The organism is Vallitalea guaymasensis (assembly GCF_018141425.1).
Lineage (GTDB): Bacteria > Bacillota > Clostridia > Lachnospirales > Vallitaleaceae > Vallitalea > Vallitalea guaymasensis.
The window spans coordinates 2850420-2873257 of sequence record NZ_CP058561.1; the positions used below are offsets into that span (position 1 = coordinate 2850420).

Sequence of the window (22838 nt, forward strand, 5' to 3'; positions counted from 1 at the left end):
GTGATATGAACTACTCAATAGCTATTGATTTAGGAGCAAGTGGAGGGAAAATGATATGTGCTTACTTTGATGGAAGTCAGGTGAATGTTTTAGATGAGTATCGTTTTAATAATATACCAGTTAATTTTCTTGATAATCTATATTGGGATATATTCGGATTATACAAAGAGATTATCTCGGGATTAACTAAATTTGGTAAGAAATTTGGTCAAGCTGAGAGTATTGGTATTGATACTTGGGGTGCATCTTATGGATTTTTAGATATCAAGGGAAGGTTGTTAGAACCAGTTTATCATTATAGAGATGATAGGACTATAGGTGTTTTAAAAGAAATGTATAATATAATTCCCAAAAAAGAAGTATTTGACTTAACTGGTTGTCAATGTGAAAGAAGTTATACATTACCCCAACTATTTGCAACAGTTAAGGATAAAGAAAGAAGTTTGGAACTTGCTGATAAAATGTTGCTGTTACCAGATTTGTTAGGATATTTTCTTACAGGAGAAATCTCTACTGAAAGAACTATTGCAGGTACATCAGCTTTGCTGGAAGCATCTCAAGAGGGTTTTTGTAGAACGCTTTTTGATAAATTGAATATACCTACAAAAATCTTAACAGAAATTGTAGATGCTGGTTCTGCAAAGGGTGTAGTAATTGACAGCACTGCAAAAAAAACGGGTATAAATAAAGCCAAAGTAATATCTACAGTGGGTCATGATAGTGCTGCTGCTGTAGTTGGTATCCCTAACTTCAAAAAAGATGATCTATACATTAGTATTGGTACTAATGTAAGTATGGGGACAGAGCGGAATAAACCTTGTATTAATGATGAATTTTATAATTATGGATTTAAGAACACTGGAGGATTAAAACGTAAAATTATTTTATATAAAGATTTTGCAGCATTTTGGATAGTGAATGAATTAAAGAATGAATGGAAACAAAAGGGTAAGGATTACAGTTATGAAGATTTGATTAAATTAGCAATTAATGTTAAGAATAATAATTCTTTTATTTCGTTAGAAGACGAAGATCTTAATAGTGTAGGTAATAATATGCAAGAAAAGATAGATGATTATCTTATCAAAACCAGACAAAATTCATTGAATAGTGATGGCGAATATATAAGATGTATATTTGAGAGCATAGCTCTAAAAATAAAATATTGTAAAGATAACATGGAGAAAAGTATTGGTATAAAATTTAATGATACATATGTTATTAATGGAGGAAGCCGAAACGAATTACTTAATCAACTAATAGCTGATGTATTAGATAAGCCGGTAAAAGCAGGGATGCCAAATGCTACATTAATAGGAAACATGTTAACGCAATTCTATGCCAATGGATATCTAAAAGACCTAGATGATATACGTTTTGCATCGTCTAAGTCGTTTGATATGAAGTATTTCATTCCTAATTCAAGTAAAAATTGGGGTGAGATATTGGATATAGCAATTAATAAAAAAATAGTTTAATAAGAAAGGGAGAATAATATGGATGTAACAGCGATTAAAGAAATTCTAGAAGTGTGCGAAAGATTAGATAAAAAAGGTATGGTAAATGCGTACGAGGGTAATATATCAATAAAACGTGATGGATTTATATATGTAACTCCAACGGGTAAAAATAAAGCTTTTTTAAAAGAAGAGATGATAGCGGTTTATGAAGAAAAAACAATGAAACAAGTAGCAGGAATTTATCCTGCATCATCAGAATTTCCATTACATTTATGTGCTTATAAGGAGAGACCAGATATTGAAAGTGTTATTCATTGCCATGCGCCTTACCTAACAGCATATTCATTATGTAATAAGCCTATAGAATCCAGAGCCTATCCAGAAATGATAGGAAACTTTAAAAAAATTGAAGTAGCGGAGTATGGTACTCCAGGTGGGGAAGATATTTTTAAGGGTGTTAAGCCTTTGATAGCTAAAAAAGATATTGTAATTATGGCTAATCATGGAATGATAGCTGTTGGAAAAACAGTATATGATGCAATGAATAAATCAGAAGCTGCAGAGGCTATAGCAAAAGTACTATATCTTGCTGAAAATATTGGAGAAATCGTTGATCTTCCTGACGATGAGGTTCAGATGTTTTTGAATAAATAATAAAAGCATATGCTTTTGTTAAATAAAATTTTGGAGGGAATTTTATGAAGAAAATTGTTATATCATTATTATTAGTTTTATGTTTGGCAGCTACTGTTCTTGGAGGGTGTTCGTCAGGTGATACTAATACTGACAAAGAAAAAATTACCGATAACAATGACACTACTAAAGATAACACTTCCGATGACAAGGTATCAAAAGATACTCCTACAGAAGTTAAAATTTGGACATGGTCACCTATTTCACGTACTATGGATAAAATGATTAAAGCTTTTAACGAAAATAATCCTGATATTAAAGTAACGTATACCAATTATAATTTTTCTCCTGAATATCTATCAGCTCTTGCAGCTGGTGCTGGCTCTAATTCTCTACCAGATATAATTGGTTTACAGCCTGGCTCATTTACACAACAATACAAAGAGTACTTAATTGATCTTGGGAGTTATGCAGAAAACTCATGGGGAGAAAATTGGGAAAACAATTTCTACAAGATCAATAGTAATCAAATTCAGTTAGGTAATGCTGAAGGTGATAATAATAAGTATATTATGCCATGTGAATCTCAGATAATAAATATTTGGTATAATACACGTATATTTGATGAGTTGGATTTATCAGTACCAAAGACATGGGATGAATTAAAATCAGTATCAAAAAAATTAACAGACAATGGTTATGCTCCATTATACTTTGGGGGAGCAGATGGATGGCAGCATGTTAATGTATTTCAAATGTTAGCTCATCAAATGGTACCTATAGATAAAGTTCAAGATGGTACAGTTAAATGGACTGATCCTAAGATGTTAAAAGCTATGGAAGCCTTTAAAGATATGTTTGATTCTGGTATCATGCAAGTAGGTTCTTTATCAAATCATGCTTATCCTGATGGTGTTAATCTATTTACTGCTGGTAAAGTAGGTATGATGGCACTTGGTTCTTGGTGGTTACAAGAATACACTGCTCCAAAACGTGTAGGTGCTGTTGAAAATTGGGATTTCGATAATTTCTATTTACCTTCATATGAAGATGGTGGACAAGTTTCTCCTCCAGTAGGTGGTATTGATTTTGGATATGGTATAACAAAGGATTGTAAGAATCCAGAAGCAGCATGGAGAGTTATAGAAGCATTTTCAGCAGGGGTTGGAATTCAAGCTGCTATAAATGATCTGAACAATTTACCTGCATATAAGGGAATTATACCTGAAGGCGACATTCCTGAAAAGGTTAAGAATCAATCTATGACATATGCTGAATTATTAGATAGTGCTTATAATCAAAGAATTGGTGAGCCATCAATTGAAAATGCTTTACAGAATGCATTATCTGGTGTAGCGGCAGGTCAGCTATCACCAATGGAAGCTCTCGAAGCTATTCAAGAAGAACAAGATAAAGTTTCTAACAAATAAAATGAAATAGTGTATAATAGCGAAAATTAGCAAATAGCTAATTTTCGGTATTATATGGGGTAATTCGCAGTTCATTTCTTGTAGATGGATGAAAAAAATTATGGAGATGGAATATTATGATTAAGGAGAAAAAAAGAAGAAAAGATATGACTGGATATTTGTTTATTGCGCCTGCAATTATTTTCTTTTTGGTATTTATTGTATATCCCATAGGTTTTATTAGTTATGGTAGCTTATTTAATTGGTCTTCTCTTTCTAATATGACATTTGTAGGATTGAAAAATTTTGTGGAGTTGTTTCAAGATAAAGTATTTATAATAACATTAAGAAATACATTGCTATGGATATTAATAACTATAACTATACAAATGGTATTAGGGTTTATTTTAGCTTATATTATAGAAGAAAAAGTTAAAAAATATAAATCATTTTTTAGAACTTTATTTTTTATACCTGTTGTAACATCGGTAGTAGTTATTTCTATAGTCTGGTCTAATATGTATTCGCCCTATCAAGGGTTATTGACTAATTTCTTATATAGTATTGGGTTTGGTTCGCCTATTAATTTGCTTGGTGATGTTAATAAAGCCATTTTTGCAATTATGGTGGTAAATATATGGGAATGGACTGGATGGTCTATGATTTTATATATAGCAGGTTTGTCTGAAATATCTCAAGGGATTAAAGAAGCTGCACTTATTGATGGTGCTAAGGGATTTAAAAAGATTTATCATATTTTTATTCCTCTTACAGCTCATGTGCATAAATCTTTGGTTTTACTAGGTATTATTGGTTCGCTGCAAACTTTTGCGCTTGTTTATTCAATGACTAGTGGCGGTCCTAACTCTGCTACAGAGGTTCCGGGAACATATATATTTAAAATGGGTTTTCAAGTTCAGAGGATGGGATATGCTTCTGCAATTTCAGTGATTATATTATTGCTGGCATTAGTGTTAACTGTAATGCAGGTGGTTACTCTTGGATCGGGCAATTTTATAAGCAAAAAAGGGGGGAAGTAGTGTATGAAATCTAATAGATATAGTATATATTGGAGGATTGGATTATTGATTGTAGGGGCTATTTCGATGATACCTCTTATTTATCTAATTAGTATGTCCTTTAGAACTCCCGAAACTGCTTTTGACCCTGTTATATTCAAATGGCCAATAGTATTGGATAATTACAAAACTATATTTGCTGAAAATGAATTATATAAGAATTTTATTTCAAGTATGATTATTACTGTAACAACAGTTGTTTTAGTAACTCTTTTTGCATCCATGGCAGCATTCGGGTTAACAAGAAAAGAAGTCAAATTTAAGAATGGAATATATAATTTGTTGCTCATTACTCTAATGGTACCTATTTGCTCTTTGTTAATACCGTTGACACAAATTAATAGTTCCTTCAATATGTTGAACAAATATCAGGGGTTAATCTTACCTTATACAGCACTAGGTATACCCTTTGCATTAGTAATACTGAAAGGTTTTATGGACAACTTTCCAACAGAAATTGAAGAAGCCGCTAAAGTTGATGGTTGTAGCAATTTCATACTTTTTTTTAAAATTGTTTTGCCTACATTACGACCGGGAATAATTGTTGTCGTTATCTGGCAGTTCCTAACAACTTGGAATGAATTTCTATTAGCTCTAGTTGTTATGTCAGAAAAAAATATGAAAACACTAACCCTAGTGCCGATGTTGTATCAAGGGCAGTATTTTAGTCAACCAGGAGCATTGTTCGCTATCTTGGTTATAATTTCTATTCCGATGATTGCTTTTTATATACTTGTTCAAAAATACTTCGTACAGGGGCTTATGAGTGGTTCTGTCAAAGGATAGAGGTGATTTTTTATGGCTGTAATTGGAATTGATCTAGGAACAACAGCATGTAAAATAGTGGCTTATAGCAATGATGGGAAAATTCTAAGTAGCAAAAGACGTGAATATACAATAATTGCACCTAGTCCAAAGAGGGCTGAAATTAATCCTGTTGAATTTGTTACTTGTGTAAGCGAATGTATGAAATCAGTTGTTGCTGCCTGTGATGAGCCTATAGTTTCTCTCAGTTTTTCTAGTCAAGGAGAAGGTTTTGTAGCATTGGATAGAGAGTTTAATCCTGTTTACAACATAATCTTATCATATGATAAACGAAGTATTGAACAAACTAATAAATTAAGAAAACGATTAGGAGAAGATTACTTTTATAAAAAAACTGGTCAAATATTAGGCTGTATGGGAACAGCTTCTAAGATTATGTGGTTGATGGAAAATAAAGATAAGCTTTCTATAAAGCCGAGCTATTTTGTTTGTATTAGCGATTTCATCATTTCTCAACTAGGATTCATACCCGTGATTGACTGGTCTTTGGGTGCTAGGACTATGATGCTTAACATACATACAGGTGAATGGGATGAAGATATTCTGGATGCAATTGGGATTGATGATAGTATGCTTCCTCAAGTACATCGATCTGGTTATATATTAGGAGAAGTAAAAGAAAAGTATGCAAAAAGATTTGGTTTGCCAGAAGGTGTAATCGCTGTATTGGGTGGTCATGACCAGCCTGTTGGTATGTTGGGTTCTGGTGCTTATGAACAAGGAGAAGCAACATATTCATTAGGTACAACAGAAACTATAGTATGTAAGATGAGCAAATTTAATGAAGAGCTAAAAAAATATGGATTATCCTGTTATCCTCACGTATTAAAAAATCAATTTGTCACTTTGGCTGGTAATTATACTGGGGGTATCTTAGTTGAATGGCTTTGTAAAGAAATGTACACTGAAGAAGAAATATTTGATGAAAGTATAAATGATACTATTAATGATTGTATTAAAAGGATGAGCGAAATACCAACTGAATTGCTAGTTTTGCCTCATTTTACTGTAACGGGTTCGCCATGGAACGACGAAAAAAGTGTAGGAGTCATACATGGATTGACACTTAATACCTCAAAAGCACAAATAATTAGAGGGATTTTAGAAGGAATTACATATGAAATTCTTTTAAATTATGTTATATTAAAAGAGAATAATATAAACATTAGCTCTTTAATTGCAATAGGGGGTGGAACAAGTTCAATTAAATCATTACAGCTAAAGGCTGATGTTCTAGGTGTGCCGATAATAATTAATCATATAAAAGAAGCTGCATGCAGAGGAGCAGCGTTAATAGCTGCTGTAAATACTGGACTTTTAACCAACTATAGTAGTAATTGGGGAATGAGTGATAAAGACATAATAAAAATTATTCCTAACTACGATAATTCTAAATTTTATAAAAGTATGTTACCTGCTTACAAGGAATTATACTATTTATCAAAAAACATAAATAATATGATTATAGAAAAGAGAAATGAAAATGAAAGATAATCAAAAGGAATCTATTCTTGTCTCAAGAAAGTATTATAAGAAAAATAAAATATTGAGTATTTTGAGGTATAATCAAGAAGTTTCTAGATTTAAAATAAAAAAGATGACTTCTTATAGTATGACTACAGTTATACAGACCGTTGATGAACTTATTGAGGATAATTTTATTGTTGAAGAACATTGTAATGAAAATAGAGTAGGCAGACGTCCGCTATGGCTAAAGTTAAATCCTGAAGTAGGTTATTTTATTGGTGTGGATTTTAATGCAACAAGTATAAATTGTGTCTGTCTTAATTTTCTTGCAGAAACAATAGTGTCAATTAAAACTGATATTAATTATACTTATACATCAGAGCAAATTATTTCTAAGATAATAGCTACTATATATGAGATTATTGATAAAATTGGAACAGATAATCCTAGAATTTTTGGAATAGGTATAGGAGTTCCAGGTTATTATGACAGTATTAAGGGAATAGCAATTGATTATGCGCCTTTGCCAAAATGGAAAAATGTAGTTTTGAAAGATATTATTCAAGAAGAATTTAAACTACCGTGTTATATAGAGAATAATGTTTCTGTTATGGCATTTGCGTATAAGTGGTTAAAATATCAAGGAGAACCGGATGATTTTATTTTTGTATCTATACGTAATGGTTCGAGAATAGTCCCCATAATAAATAATCAATTGTTTTTGAATAAAAAAGGATATGCAGGACAGTTAGGACACTTGAAAATGCCCAATAGCAATAGGTTATGTACATGTGGTAAAAGAGGATGCCTTAACGCAGAAATAACAGATTGGGCAATTAGAAACAAGGTGGTAGAAGCTGCTCTTAGCGGACAGTTTGAAAAGACCAAGGAAGAAATGAATTACGATATTAATGAAATCACTATTTATACCTTTCTAGAATTAGTGCATGAGAGAAATCCTGTTGCAATGGAAATATTGAATACTTCTGCCTATTATCTTGGATATGTTCTTGGTGGGGTTATTGATATTTTAGCACCAAAAACTATTGTATTAAGTGGTAAACTTGCAAAACTAGGTAATGTTTTTATTGATGCTGTTAGGGAAGGAATAGTTGATAATTCTATTTTGGAGAATAACAAAAAATTAATTATTAAATCATCTGATTTTAATGATGATATAGGTGCAATTGGAGCTGCGGCATTGGTTCTGCAAGAGGAATTTGAATTTATTAATAAAACTGTTTGATTTTATCTAATAAAAAAATCTCCTTCCTGATTTAACAGGTTGGAGATTTTTTATATAAAAGTTTAAAAGGTTTCTAAACAGTTCCTTGAGCATACATTGCTTGAGCTACTTTCAAGAAACCTGCTATGTTAGAACCGACTACGTAATTTCCTTCGTCACCATACTCTTTTGCAGCAGTACTAATACGAACGAAAATATTTTTCATGATGTCTTTTAATTTTTCATCTACTTCTTCAAATGTCCATGATAAACGCATACTGTTCTGTGACATTTCAAGTGCAGAAACGGCTACACCACCAGCATTAGCTGCTTTTGCAGGAGCAAACATGATGTTGTTTTCGATATATACTTCAATCGCTTCTGGAGTTGATGGCATATTAGCACCTTCTCCAACTGCTTTACAACCATTAGCTACTAAGAATTTAGCAGATTCTTCATCTATCTCATTTTGAGTTGCACATGGTAATGCAACATCACATTTGATAGTCCAGATACCTTTGCAACCGTCAAAGTATTTTGCTTCTGGATGATCTTTAACATATTCTTTGATACGTTTTCTTTCAACTTCTTTGAGTTGTTTAACAGCATCCAAATCAATTCCGTTAGGATCATGGATGTATCCATTAGAATCACTAAGAGCTACAACTTTTGCTCCTAATTCCATAGCTTTTTCAGTAGCATAGATAGCTACGTTACCTGATCCAGAAATAACAACTGTTTTGTCTTTCATAGAATCGTTATTGTGTTTTAGGATTTCTTCCATTAAGTAGATCAATCCATAACCTGTAGCTTCTTTTCTTGTTAAACTACCACCATATGGTAAGCCTTTTCCAGTTAATACACCTTCATTAAGACCTTTGATTCTTTTGTATTGTCCATATAGATAACCAATCTCACGTGCTCCAACTCCGATATCACCAGCTGGTACGTCAGTATATGCTCCTATGTATTTTGAAAGCTCAGTCATAAAACTTTGACAAAATCTTAGGATTTCATTATCTGATTTTCCTTTTGGATCGAAGTCACTTCCACCTTTACCACCACCGATTGGTAGTCCAGTCAATGAATTCTTGAATATTTGTTCGAAACCGAGGAATTTAATAATACTACCATTAACACTTGGATGGAATCTAAGACCACCTTTGTAAGGTCCGATTGCACTATTAAATTGTACTCTGAATCCACGATTGACTTGAGTATTACCTTTATCATCAATCCATGGAACTCTAAAAATGATGAATCTTTCAGGTTCGATAATACTGTTGACTACGCTTTCGTACTCTGGGTATTTATCCAACACTGGATCGATAGAAGAAAGAACTTCTTCTACTGCTTGCAAAAATTCTGGTTCGTTCTGATTTCTTCTTTTTACTGTTTCAAAAATGTGTTCAGTGTTCTTTAATTTCATAATATCACTCCTTAATGTATAAATATGCAATGGAATATGATTGTGGAATATATAAAAATTGCATAGTTTTTATTACCTTAAAAAAAATTATATCACAAAATTCACTAGTTTAATAGGGCAATATGGAACTTTATTAAAATTTTTATATTATTTTTAATTACTTAATTAGATGATATGATGCAAGTTAGTAATAATATTGCATCATTAATTGGTATTAGGTTCAGATGTATAAATATTATACAAAAGTTACTAGAAAATTTAACGTTTTTGTATATTATCTACTAAAGACATATGTTCATCTAGAAAGGATTGTAATCTAATACTTTCTATAAAATTTAAATAATAATTGATAACTTTAAATATTAAAGTAATATATATTTTTTGGTGTTGACCCATATTAAATATTCTAATTATTATTAAACTATGTTAGCAAATAAATTATAAGGAGGTGTTTAACTATATTTATTATTAGTATTAAAAATTAATGGGAGGTTAAATTATGTTTAGGAGAATGAGTTTGAGAGTTTTAACATTAATAATGGTATTTGTGGGAATATTTAGTCTGACATCAATTAGAATAAATGCCAATACTATCAATGTAGGTGGTACTGCTAGATTTAACAATACATGGTTATTAGCAGGACCTTATGACAGCAGTTATTCTATTAGTTCTAATGTAAAACCAGTAGAAGGGGATTATATGGATGGTCACCAATGGGAATATTTTGATGACCGATTATTTAATCGTAATCTAGATGATTATCAGGATTTGTATGGTTATTATACTGTAAAAAAGGATATTGATGTTCAAGATAAAAAAGTATATTTACACAGTTATGTGTATAGTCCTAGTAGTAGAATAGCTTATTTGAAAATAGGAACTACTGGAAATCATACTGCTTATGTTAATGGAAAAAACATAGGTACAAGAACTAGCCCTGAAGAAGTATCAAAAGATAGAGATACTTATATATGTACATTAAATAAAGGATGGAATAGTGTTTTAATAGAGATTAAACATACAAGGGTCCATTATTTAGGGTTTTACGCTAGAATCACAGATATAGCAGGTAACGAACTATCAGGATTAATCTATTCAGTTAATGGTTACAATAGACCGTTAGCTGTAACTACCAAAAATCTATCATTTACACAAAATAACATGCCTATAGGATACAAGGATTGGCCTTATATAGGGATGGATAGTATATTGACAGAAAAGTGGTGGCGTCCACAAGCCTCCAAATTTGAATTTATGGCAGAAGGAGGAGTAGCTGGTTATACTTGGAGCCTAGAAAACGGCTTACTGCCAAACGGTTTAACCCTATCATCAGATGGAAAAATAAGTGGTACTCCTTCAAAGATAGGTTTATTTGATTTTACCATAAAGGTAACAGACAGTAATGGAGATACAGCTACAAAATCATTATCTATAGAGATAAAGGAAAGACCTAATAAATGGCATGAAGAAGCAAGACAAAGTGCTCTAATTCATAATGCCATGTCCTATAGCCATGCAATAGATAATAATTACTCGTTAGACTTATGGGCAAGAAGGATGAGGACTCAAGGAATCAATTACGTTTATCTAGAGTCATATCAAGCTTGGCCTAATGGATTTTTCTGGACTGCACCAAGTGCAGCAGCAGGTACAGAGGATTGGTTAACAGATCAAGTAGAAGCTGTTAAAAGACAGGGAATAAAGTTTGGATTATATTATGGTGGTATTCCTACATGGAATGGTGTCATGCCATCATCTAGCGGATTCGTTAGAGATGTTGAAGATTTGATTAAAAGATATGCACCTAAACAATTTTTCTTTGATGGTTATCCTAATAATCAGGGGAATACGGATGCAATGTTCAGTATTGTAAGAGTATATGATCCAGAGATCATTATAGAAGCTAACCCTGATCCAGAATTAGGAGATTGTGATACAAAAATATGGGAAGCGCATGGATATTGGGGTAATCCAGCTCCAGATTATTGGAGAGCTAATGATACAAAAGCTAATCCTCTTGAAATATGGAGAGCTCCTTACACTAGTGAAATGGGAAGTGCATGGACTGGTTACCATCATGGGAATATCCTAGATGACTGGCAAGAATTTGCTAAAATCAATATAGTTGAAATGGCATCAGGATATATAGCTAACTTCGATCAATTAATACAAAACAGTAGGGTATTACAGGATGGTACTGTACAACAAGGATTTGACTTGGACATATTTGCACCTACAGTACAGAAATTAATTAAGTTGAGGGAAATGTATAGTAATTGGCTGAATCCTGTTGGCAAACCAAGTAAATTAGAATCTTTAATAGGAACTTATCCTGCACCATACAATGGGAAATGGGGTTATTCAACATATAGGGATAATAACATTTACTTACATATGATTGAACACCCAGATTTTATACCTGATAGTACAGGAGATGTTTCCAATACTAATAAGACAGGTGTACCTAGTACTGGCAGTGTGACCATAACTCCTGTGATGAATAATGTTACGAGTGTTACATTACTCAATGATGATTCTTCATTGAATTATACACAAAATGGTAATGAACTAACTATTGATTTATCATCAGTTGCAAAACACCCTATTGATACAATTATTAAAATAGAAACAGATAAAGAATATGAAGGATATGAATTAACGGATATTAGAGTTTCTAATAAACAAATATCAAATGGTACTATACATGTTGATGTAGAAGGTTACTTGAACAATTTTGCTGGACTATCAATAAGTAACAATCAATTTGATAATATCGCTTATGAGAGTAGTGACGATAATATAGCAACAGTAGACAGTAATGGCAATATAGTTGCAGCATCTCAGGGAACAGCAGATATCAATGTATCAGCAGTATATAATGGGATAACCAAAAGTAAATTGATACAGGTTCATGTTGGACCACAATTGGATATAAGTATCAATGAAAAACTTATAAGTGCAGTACTAAAAGTAAATGACTGTGAAGCATATTTAAAAATGTTTCATTTAGGTTATGGTGATATTTCAGTAGAAGGTATTGGTATAGAAGGAAATAGCATAGATTTGACCAAAGCTGATATAACCTATAAAACTGATATGCCTAATATTATTGATTTAATTGATGATAAAGTCATTATTAAACAAATGTTGTCAGAGACTGATAAGCCTATTCGTGTGGCAGTATGGGCTGATATAGAACTTGATCAAGGAGGTCAGTCAAGAACTGTAACCACAAATAAAGTTTTTGTTGATATAACACCACTTAGGAATATGGCACAGAATAAACCTGTAGCTGCTAGTGAAAATAGTGGTACTGCGGGTTATGCTAATGATGGAATAATCCATGAGCCAAATGGTTCAAAAGACAGTAGATGGATAGCCGCAACAGGGGATAATGGAACATATTGGCAGGTTGACTTAGGTTATGTACAACCAATTGATAATGTAGAGGTCAGATATGACGCATTAAATGCTTATTGGAAGAATGTGCCACGAAACATAAGTATCCAAGTAAGTAATGATGGAAGCAACTGGAATACAGTAGTCAATAAATCAAGTAATATACCTTCAGAAGGAAGCGGTAATGGTTATAATTATTTTGATTTATACAAATATGATATGAATAATGCTAATGGTAGATATGTAAGATTATTATTTGAAGATGGTTCCACTAATGGTATTAACCTTCTTGAGGTATTGGTAAATGGCAGTGATATAGCAGGTGAGTTGGCTAAAGTAAATGTAACTGGACAGGAGACTCAAACAGGTGTTGCAAACCTTACTGTAGAAGGATTAACAGCAACGGATGAAGTTGTAGATATATCCAATGGAGAAATTAAGGTTGTAAGTTGTGATACAAATGTAGTCTCTGTAAATTCCAATAACACTTTGAATGCCGAAAGCCAAGGGTCAGCTACTATATATGCTGTTGTAAAATTAGATAATATCCTAAAAGCCGGTTCTATTACAGTTGATGTAGATAGTTCAGGTCATATTAATTTTGATTATCCATTAGAAACCATAGCACTTACAGCTGATAAAAGTTCCTTAGGTAAAGGCGAATCAGCAGATATTGCGATAAATGGCTATTTATCAAATGGACAGGTTACAGATTTGAGTAATGCTTCTGTCCAATATAATATTATTGAAGGTTCGGAATATATTACATTAAGTGATAATACAGTAACAGTCAGTAATCTTCCATTAGGTAAAGCTGATGTAAAGATTCAAGCAGTAGTAACTGTTGATGGAATAACAGTAAGTAGTAATATATTACAATTAGAGATTGTTGGTCCTGCTAATCTAGCGTTGAACATAATTCCTACATATAGCTCTAGTGTAACAGGAGGAGAAGGTACTCCAACAGATGGTGTAATTAATTCAGACTATTTCTTGAATCTAAGTGCTTCGGGGAGTCAATGGATGCAGATTGACTTGGGAAATGTTTGTGATATCAATACATTGAAGGTATGGCATTACTATAATGATGAAAGAACTTATAAAGATGTTGTTTTCCAACTATCAAATGACCCTACATTCAGTAATGGTGTAGTAACTGTTTTCAATAATGACACAGATAATTCATCAGGATTTGGTGTAGGTGCAGATACAGAGTACTCTGAAACCAGTGCTGGTAAAGAGGTTAGCTTTAACCCTGTTAGTGTAAGATATATAAGACTATGGTCAAATGGAAGTAATATAAATGAATGGAGTCATTATGTTGAGGTTGAAGTATATGGAGAAGAAACTTATTAAAAAATCAATCATAATAAAGGAGAGAGAGTATGTTAAAGATAAAAGGTAGAGGCATATTATTTGCCACGATAATTGTTATGTTCATGTTTATGAATTTTAATCCATCAAGTGTTGTATTTGCAACTTATACACCTGGTACAGCTCCATTTATAAACACATGGCTGGTTGCAGGACCCTTTGATAATTCCATAAATCTAGATTTATCAATGAATCCAAAAGAAAGTGACAACATAGGGGGAAAAACTTGGGAGTATTTTGATGATAGACTTTTTAATCGTAATCTAGATGATTATCAGGATTTATATTCATACTTCAAAGTAAAAAAAGGACTTCCTGTTATAGATGGAAGTGTAGCATATGCACATGTTTATGTATACAGCCCTACTTCAAGAAGTGCTAGATTCAGAACTGGATGTAGTGGAACTTCTCAGGTATGGATAAATGGAACATCAGCTGGAAGTATTTCCACTGCTGTAGAGGTTGATAAGGATTCCAGCGATTTCAGTATATACTTGAATGAGGGTTGGAATAAAATATTAGTAAAACAAGTATTGAATAGAGTCAAGTTCTGGGGTTTTTATGGAAGAGTATGCGATAGTAATGGTAATGAAATCAGTGGACTTGAATATTCAACAAATGGGGGAAATGGAGAATTAGCTGTCAATACAAAAGAGTTATCATTCACTGATAACAATATGCCTAGTGCTTTTAGTGAATGGCCTTATGTCTGGACAACATGTACTAGGGATACAGCTAATTGGAGACCTCAAGCATCCAAGTTTAGATTCTACGCTCAGGGAGGAACTCCAGGATATACTTGGTCAATTGAGAGCGGTTCACTTCCAGATGGTTTAACGTTAGCAAGTGATGGTACAATAGATGGATACTGTACAGCAACAGAAGGTAAATATGATTTTGTCGTAAAAGTAACAGACAGTGTTAACAGTACTGCAACAAAAGCTTTAACCATTGAGGTAAAAGAAAGACCAAACAAATGGTTGGAACAAGCAAGACAAATAGCTCTTATCTCTTGTGGTCCAACTCTAAATGTTAACTTGGATCCTAATTATTCTGCGGATTTGTGGGCTGAAAGAGCAGTCAGACAAGGTATACAAGCTGTATATTTTGAAGCTGGACAGCAAACACCTATCTGGTGGCCTTCTGTATATGCTCCTGCAGGAACTAAAGACAGCATAACACCATATATGGAGGAAATAAAGAGACATGGATTAAGATGGGGAATATACTATCCTTCAGAAGGTGCAGCTAATAAACATTATTCATCTAATGGATTCTTCATTGATGTAGAAGACCTGCAACTAAGATATAACCCGGACCAATGGTTTTTTGATGGTAATCCTTATACCAAAGGAAATATTGATGCTATGTATAGTATAGTAAGAGCTTATAGAGAGGATGCAGTTATTATTAGCAATGCTCCTCCTGAGCAGGGAGATGCTGACCTAAAATTTACTGAGAATGCAAGATATTGGGATAATGTTCTTGGAACTGCTTTGCCTTGGGCTACGCCAGATAACAAGATAACGGCTATTCAGGCATGGAGGCATCCATTTGCAAAAGTCAATGACAGATGGTCCCAGTGGCATCATGGACAGGTTAGAGATGATTGGAGAAATTTCGCTAAAGCAAATATTATTGAGATGTGTACTGGACAAATAGCAGATTTTGATCAAATGCCAGGAACTTCAAGAGGACCTGGAACAGATACTAACTGGTTTGAATTAAAATTATGGCCTATAGAGAGTCAACAATTCATAGATATGAGAGAAGCCTATGCTCATTGGATCAATCCAATACTTGAATCACTTATAGGTACTGATCCTGGTCCATTGGAGGATACTTGGGGATATTCTACACAAAGAGATAATCTTATATATATGCATATCATGAAAAATTCTGTAGGTAAGAGCGGAATGCCTAGTGGAGGAAATATTGTAGTTTCTCCTGTAAATGATACAGTAACCAATGTAACCTTGTTAAGAGATGGAACGGTTCTTCCATATACCCAAAATGGGAATAGCTTGACTGTCGATACTTCAGGAATTGAAGTTGATTCTATTGATACTGTTATTAAGATTGAGACTGACAAACAATTTACTGGTTTCAAGTTGACAAGTATTAAAGCAACTGGAAGTAAAACAGGTGATTCCACTATACAAATCAATGTTGAAGGATATTTGAATCACTACGTAAGCTTAAAAGCTGATATAACACAAATTAGTTATACAAGCAGTAATACCAGTGTTGCAACTGTGGATTCTAATGGATTGGTGACAGCCGTAGGAGAGGGTACAGCTACTATAACCTCAACAGTTGAACATGATAATGAAGTAAAAGCAGACTCAATTGATGTAAAAGTAGAAACAGGTAATAATATAAGGGTAGCAGATACATTAATTGGTGCTGTAGCCAGAGTTGCGGGCAAAGAGATATATTATGGTAAAATGTATCATCAAGATATAACAGAGAATATAACTATTGAAGGTAGAGGTGCTAAAGGTGGTACATTAGATATATCAGGTGCATCAATAACTTACCATACAGATGATACGGAACTAGTAGAGATTGATTCAAATGGTGTCATATCAGTCAAAACTACAATAACTGACTCTGAGCAGGTTGCCGTATGGGCTACTGTTACATATAACGGAATCACAGTTACTACTAATAAAGTATTTATTGATGTTAGTGATGAGAAAGTAGTAAGTGAAAATAAACCTGCTACAGCAAGGGATTATAGCGAAACATTTACACCAGATAAGGCAAATGATGGTATTGCCTTACCAGCAGATGGTTCAGACAGTTCAAAATGGCGTGCTGGAAGTATTGCAAATAATGGATGGTGGCAGGTTGATTTACAGGATGTACATAGTATTTATTCTGTAGATATAAACTTTAACAATAGGGATGATGGATATATAAATGTACCAAAATCCATTACATTCCAAGTAAGTAATGATGGTATCAATTGGACAACCAAACTATCAAAAGTTATTAATTTACCTAATAATGGAGATTACAGCTGTACAGAGGCTAATAATTACATATTGGCAGCAAATGGAAGATATTTGAGATTATTATTCGAGGATGGTGCTCAAGGAGATGCAATTGAAATAGCTGAAGTAAAAGTCTGGTCAAAAGATACATTAGCTGACCAAATGGTTACTGTATCATCTACTTTTAATAATAATTATCTTGGAGAAAATGCAGTCGATGGAATAATTGGTCAAAATGGTACTGGTGAATGGGCATCATTAGGTGAGTTGAATCCATGGATACAAATAGATTACTTGAATGAATCTAAAACAATAAATAAAATCACATTATATGACAGATCCAATACTGATGATAATATTTTAGGTGGTACATTGACTTTTAGCGATGGCAGCAGTATTTCAGTAACAGGAATTCCAGCAGATGGTTCAGCAAAAGAAGTATTATTCCCACAAAAGACAGTATCATGGGTAAAATTCCAAGGATCAGGTGGTGTAGGGTATAACAATGGTCTATCAGAAATTGTTATAGAGAATACAAATTTGCCACCAAGTAATATAGCACCTCATGCCACTACAACAGCATCATCTGAGTTTGATAATAGATATGTTTCAGCTAATGCTATTGATGAAACTGCCAGTGAATGGGCCTCTAAAGGGGAACTTAATCCGTGGATTCAATTAGATTGGAATACCAGCCAGACAATCAATAAAATCCTATTAAGTGATCGTGTTAATACCGATGATCATACGCCTGGAGGTACATTAACATTCAGTGACGGCAGTAGTGTTCAAGTAACGGATATGAATAACGATGGTACTCCATTGGAAGTGACATTTCCAGACAAGACAGTAACATGGGTTAGATTTCAGGTGACAGGTGGTACAGGATACAATAATGGTCTAGCCGAATTAGAGATATATGGTAATTAATTGACTATCTATAAGTTACATAAAAGAACTTTACAAATTAATATTATCATTAAATAAATGAGTTATGGCAATACCTTGACCACCAAACAAGTATTGCCATATTTTTTTAGAATATAAACTTTTATGAGAAATACGTAAAATTCAATGATAGTATACAATAATATCTATAATAATTTTAGAAATCTTTATATTTTATTGTTTGATAAGTTGATAATATTTTGTATAATTTATTGTAAAATATTGGTAGGGGAGGATGGTTGAGACTAGTTAAAATTAGTAGCATATAAGTGACTAAAAAACGTAAAGGAGAAAATATTATGTTCAAGAAGAATCTGTCAAAAATTTTAGTAGGTATATTTACATTAATGACTATATGGAGCTTTAATGGAACAACTACATCTAATGTTAGTGCACAGATGGCGTTATCAGGTAATGCACCATATATAAACACTTGGCTTGTATCAGGACCATTTGATACTGCTTTAACAGATTTCCAAATGACTCCAAAAGTTGGACAAGATATTAGTGGGAAGAAATGGGAGTATTTTGACGATCGTATCTGGAATAGATCCTATGACGATTATCAAGATCTATATGGGTATTTTACAGTTAAAAAAGGTATTGATACAAAAAATAAATACGTTTATGCCAATACATATGTTTACAGTCCTTCGGCACAGAGCGTTGAGTTCAGATTTGCTGCCAGCGGTTCAAATAGACTTATTGTAAATGGGGTGGCTCTAACATCACCTTCTACAGTGGTTGAGCCACAAAAAGATCAACAAAAGCAAACAGTTAATCTGAACCAAGGATGGAATAGTATTTTAATTGAGATCTACCATTCTTATACAGATGATGTAGCAGAGGGTAAATTAATTGATGGAATCATGAATTTACCTGATAAACATGGGGAATATCTAGGTTTTTATGGTAGATTAACTGATGCAAACGGCAATGAAGTACCCAATATTCAATATTCAGTTACAGGTGAAAACACTTCCTTGACAATTGATACACAGACATTGTCAGCAGAGGATGTTGTATCTTCCGATGTAATGGGTAGAGGATTGCCAAATAACATTCTACCAAAAGGATATGTTGAATGGCCATATGTATGGAATGCAACATTATATTCAACAGAACAGTACCGTGTTCAAGGAAGCCATTATCAGTTTCAAGCAAGTGGAGGACAACCAGGATATAGTTGGAGTATTGTTTCTGGCGCACTTCCAGATGGATTAACGTTAAATACAGATGGAACCATCGATGGATTCTGTAATACAATGGGTACTAATAATTTTACAATACAAGTAAAAGATTCTCTACTTAATACTGCACAAAAAGAATTAAGTATTATTGTAAAAGATCGTCCTAATAGATGGTTTGAAGAGGGTAGAGTATCTGCATTGTCTCATTGTATTCCTATATATGATTGGTATGTAGATCCAAATTTCTCTTTTGATTTATGGGCTGAAAGAGCTAAGAGACAAGGTCATTCTCTAGTATCTATTGAAACCCTTCAGCAACATCCTTACTGGCCATCCAAATTTGATAATCCAGCAGGTATAAATGGTGCCATTCAATACTTACCAAGAGATGCTCAGGGTAAGGTATTAGATGGGTTAATGGAAGCAAAAGAAGCCATAGAACGACATGGTATGAAATTCGGTTTATATTATGGTACTACTTATAATGATGTATTTTTCCATGATATACAAGATTTAGTTCTTAGATACGAACCAAAATATCTATATTATGATGGACCACAGAGCAGAACAGCCAATAATTTTGATATTCTATATAGTGTTGTTCGTAATTACAGTGATGAGATAATTATTAACTCTAATGTTTGGAGTGGAGAATACGGTGATGCTGATCTTAGAACTACTGAGGCATCCCATATATATAGTGGTTCAAGAGGTACATTACATAAAAAAAGAACAATAGTGGAACCTTGGAAATCAATCATTACTAAGAATAATCCAAATCCATATTATAGTAAAAGGGATGATTTCAGACAAGTAGCAAAAGAGATGATTATGAACGCAGCAAGTGGCAAGGTTGATAATAATGATCAGATGCCTATTATGAGCAGAGGTCCACAGTGGGATTCGCCTGAAGATGTTGCTACAAGATATCCAAAATCAGCTCAAGAATTTATTGATGTAAGAGAAGGTCTTATCGGTTGGTTTGCACCAGAGGGGAAACCTGAAAGACATGAATCCACAACAGGTACAATGCCTTATTTCCTAGACGGATGGGGATATACGGATGATGGAAAAGGCAATATTGATAAATTTGAAACAGGTCAAGGTCCTGATTGGGGTTTTGCAGTATCAAGAGATAACAATATATATTTGCATTTTATAGAAGGACCTTATGGTAAAAAGGGTTATCAAGGTCAGTCATCGGTTACAATCAGTCCTGTAAATGATACAGTAACAAAAGTATCTTGGTTAAATGAAGATACACCTCTATCATTTACACAGAATGGTAATAGTTTAACTATTGATTTATCAGGGATTACTGCAGACCCAATAAGTACTATATTAAAAATTGTTACTGATAACCCTAACAGAAAATACAAATTAACCAATATCATACCAACAGGAAAACAATTAACTTCAAGTATGCTAAAAATAAATGTTGAGGGGTATATGACATATACAGCATTAAAGGTTCCTTTTGGTACTGGTGATGTGACTTATTCAAGTAGTAATACAAGCGTAGCAACTGTTGATTCCAATGGTGTTGTAACAGCAGCAGGACAAGGTCAAGCTACAATAACTGTACAAGGAACTTATGAGAATATTACAGTTCAGAATACCATAGATGTTATTGTCAATTCTAGCAATGTGATTCGTGTAGATGATACACTTATTGGTGCAGTTCTGTGGGCTGGTGATAGAGAAACTTATGGAAAATTCTCAAGTCTAGAAGATATTCCATTTACTATTGAAGGGCGTTCTCAAAAAGGTGGACCTATTAACCTGGATTCAGCAACAATAACTATGAAATCAGGAATAGTTGATTTGGATGGTGGTACACATATGCAGCCAGTTTCCATAACAGAATCACCAGTATTTACTTTCTCCAATGGAAAGATGACACCAAATGTTGTTGATGAAGAGACCAGAGTTGCTGTCTGGGCTGAAATAAATCTTGATGGACAACAAGTAACAACTAATAGAGTATTTATTGACCTTGTTCCATCAGTGAACCTGCTTAATGAACAAACAACCATTACTGCAAGTAATAGTTCAGGTAATTATACACCAGATAAAGTAAATGATGGTATATTAATTGCTTCTGACGGAACAGATAGCTCCAAATGGTCTGCATCAGGTACTGGTTCATCATGGATAGCCTTTGATTTACAGGAACCAAAAGATATAAGTACTATTGAAATTAACTTCAATACGTTGGAACAATTGTATATTAATACACCTCAGTCCATGGAGATTCAAACCAGTGCTGATGGAATGACATGGTCAACAGTTTCAACAGTTACACCGCCTAGCAGTGGCAGTACTGCATACTTTGGTTTTTCCAATAGATTCAGCATTCCTCCAACAAAGACTCAATATGTACGTTTACTATTCCCACAAGGAAGTGCTGACGGGGTTGCGGTTGATCTACTGGAAGTTAAAATCAATGCAGATCCAGTGAATATTGGATTTAATAGAACAGTTACCTCAAGTTCTACCATTACAAATCCAGAAGGTGGAGCAGGTATTGTTGATGGGGTAGTGGATACTGCAGCTTTTACAAACCTTCAAGATACAGGTGCACAATGGGTACAAATTGATTTGGGTCAGAGTGCTGATGTACACAAACTAAAATTATGGCATTACTATGCAGATGGAAGAACTTATAATGATGTTATTATGCAGTTATCCAATGATGCTGCATTCAGTACAGGTGTGACAACAGTATTTAATAATGATACAAATAATTCAGCAGGACAAGGTACAGGAAGTGATTCAGCATATGCTGAAAGTGCTAGTGGTAAAACAGTGTCCTTTACCCCTGTAAATGCAAGATATATAAGGTTCTGGAGTAACGGCAGTAATGTAAATGGTTATAACCATTATGTAGAAGCAGAGGTTTATGGTTCATTAAGTGATACACCATCTACACAAACTAATTTAGCGCTAGGCAAAACAGCTACTGCATCTTCTACATATTCATCTTCTTATACAGCTGATATGGCTGTTGATGGTAGTTTAACAACACGATGGGCACAGCAAGGCGGGGATTATAGTGAATGTTGGCTCAAGGTTGATTTAGGAGAAAATTATTCTTTAAGTAGTGTGAAGACATCCTTCTTTGTTGCTAATGACAACCACAAGTACAAGTATAAGATTGAATACTCCACAGATGATACAAATTGGAATATGTATGAAGATAATACATCTGCCTATACCACACAATCAACTGTTGAAGATACCAATAGTGCTACTGGTAGATATGTAAAGATAACCATAACAGATTCAAGTACATTGGGTAGCAGTATAGGGGAGTTTGAAGTATATGGTGAGTAGTTGATTCATAACTAAATATTAATTGTAATTATATAGGTTATACTCATTTTATTTTAGTGGGTAT

General features: G+C 33.5%; 11 protein-coding genes. 10 read left to right on the forward strand and 1 reads right to left on the reverse strand.

The genetic code is table 11. The annotated features are described in order from the left end of the window. Positions 1 to 5: 5 nt before the first annotated feature. The 7 genes from HYG85_RS12635 (at position 6) to HYG85_RS12665 (ending at position 8119) form a co-directional block, all read left to right on the forward strand. Positions 6 to 1478, forward strand: coding sequence for a rhamnulokinase (locus HYG85_RS12635; RefSeq protein ID WP_212689946.1), 1473 nt, complete (start codon positions 6 to 8; stop codon positions 1476 to 1478). Between the two features lie 18 nt (positions 1479 to 1496). Further along, on the forward strand, positions 1497 to 2114 hold the full coding sequence (locus HYG85_RS12640) for a class II aldolase/adducin family protein (RefSeq protein WP_212689947.1): 618 nt from the start codon (positions 1497 to 1499) through the stop codon (positions 2112 to 2114). Positions 2115 to 2158: 44 nt separating this feature from the next. Next, positions 2159 to 3523: an ABC transporter substrate-binding protein gene (locus HYG85_RS12645; RefSeq protein WP_212689948.1), complete on the forward strand. Its 1365-nt coding sequence runs from the start codon at positions 2159 to 2161 to the stop codon at positions 3521 to 3523. 116 nt (positions 3524 to 3639) lie between these two features. Further along, positions 3640 to 4542, forward strand: coding sequence for a carbohydrate ABC transporter permease (locus tag HYG85_RS12650; RefSeq protein ID WP_212689949.1), 903 nt, complete (start codon positions 3640 to 3642; stop codon positions 4540 to 4542). A 3-nt stretch (positions 4543 to 4545) separates the two neighbouring features. Next, entirely contained in the window at positions 4546 to 5367 is an 822-nt protein-coding gene (locus HYG85_RS12655) for a carbohydrate ABC transporter permease (RefSeq protein ID WP_212689950.1), read from the forward strand. Positions 5368 to 5379: 12 nt separating this feature from the next. After that, on the forward strand, positions 5380 to 6900 hold the full coding sequence (locus tag HYG85_RS12660; RefSeq protein ID WP_212689951.1) for an FGGY-family carbohydrate kinase: 1521 nt from the start codon (positions 5380 to 5382) through the stop codon (positions 6898 to 6900). Next, positions 6890 to 8119, forward strand: a complete 1230-nt coding sequence (locus tag HYG85_RS12665) for an ROK family protein (protein WP_212689952.1) — start codon at positions 6890 to 6892, stop codon at positions 8117 to 8119. Before HYG85_RS12660 ends, HYG85_RS12665 begins: the two co-directional genes overlap by 11 nt. 73 nt (positions 8120 to 8192) lie before the next feature. Here the strand turns inward: HYG85_RS12665 and gdhA are convergent, their stop codons facing one another. Continuing rightward, a complete protein-coding gene (gene gdhA, locus HYG85_RS12670; RefSeq protein WP_212689953.1) occupies positions 8193 to 9527 on the reverse strand; it encodes an NADP-specific glutamate dehydrogenase in 1335 nt (444 codons plus the stop codon). A 499-nt stretch (positions 9528 to 10026) separates the two neighbouring features. Between gdhA and HYG85_RS12675 the strand changes: the two genes are divergently transcribed. The 3 genes from HYG85_RS12675 to HYG85_RS12685 all read left to right on the forward strand — a co-directional run bounded on the left by HYG85_RS12675 (position 10027) and on the right by HYG85_RS12685 (position 22774). Beyond that, entirely contained in the window at positions 10027 to 14283 is a 4257-nt protein-coding gene (locus HYG85_RS12675; protein ID WP_212689954.1) for a discoidin domain-containing protein, read from the forward strand. A gap of 29 nt (positions 14284 to 14312) precedes the next feature. Continuing rightward, the gene (locus HYG85_RS12680; RefSeq protein WP_212689955.1) at positions 14313 to 18230 is read left to right on the forward strand and encodes a DUF7402 domain-containing protein; all 3918 of its coding nucleotides are present in this window, start codon (positions 14313 to 14315) and stop codon (positions 18228 to 18230) included. A gap of 317 nt (positions 18231 to 18547) precedes the next feature. Next, complete coding sequence (locus HYG85_RS12685) at positions 18548 to 22774, forward strand: discoidin domain-containing protein (protein WP_212689956.1); 4227 nt, start codon at positions 18548 to 18550, stop codon at positions 22772 to 22774. The last annotated feature ends 64 nt before the right edge of the window (positions 22775 to 22838 follow it).

Coding starts and splice junctions, on each gene's coding strand:
- HYG85_RS12680 (WP_212689955.1), top strand. CDS start 14,313: ATGTTAAAGATAAAAGGTAGAGGCATATTATTTGCCACGATAATTGTT.
- HYG85_RS12650 (WP_212689949.1), top strand. CDS start 3,640: ATGATTAAGGAGAAAAAAAGAAGAAAAGATATGACTGGATATTTGTTT.
- HYG85_RS12685 (WP_212689956.1), top strand. CDS start 18,548: ATGTTCAAGAAGAATCTGTCAAAAATTTTAGTAGGTATATTTACATTA.
- HYG85_RS12675 (WP_212689954.1), top strand. CDS start 10,027: ATGTTTAGGAGAATGAGTTTGAGAGTTTTAACATTAATAATGGTATTT.
- gdhA (WP_212689953.1), bottom strand. CDS start 9,527: ATGAAATTAAAGAACACTGAACACATTTTTGAAACAGTAAAAAGAAGA.
- HYG85_RS12635 (WP_212689946.1), top strand. CDS start 6: ATGAACTACTCAATAGCTATTGATTTAGGAGCAAGTGGAGGGAAAATG.
- HYG85_RS12665 (WP_212689952.1), top strand. CDS start 6,890: ATGAAAGATAATCAAAAGGAATCTATTCTTGTCTCAAGAAAGTATTAT.
- HYG85_RS12645 (WP_212689948.1), top strand. CDS start 2,159: ATGAAGAAAATTGTTATATCATTATTATTAGTTTTATGTTTGGCAGCT.
- HYG85_RS12640 (WP_212689947.1), top strand. CDS start 1,497: ATGGATGTAACAGCGATTAAAGAAATTCTAGAAGTGTGCGAAAGATTA.
- HYG85_RS12655 (WP_212689950.1), top strand. CDS start 4,546: ATGAAATCTAATAGATATAGTATATATTGGAGGATTGGATTATTGATT.
- HYG85_RS12660 (WP_212689951.1), top strand. CDS start 5,380: ATGGCTGTAATTGGAATTGATCTAGGAACAACAGCATGTAAAATAGTG.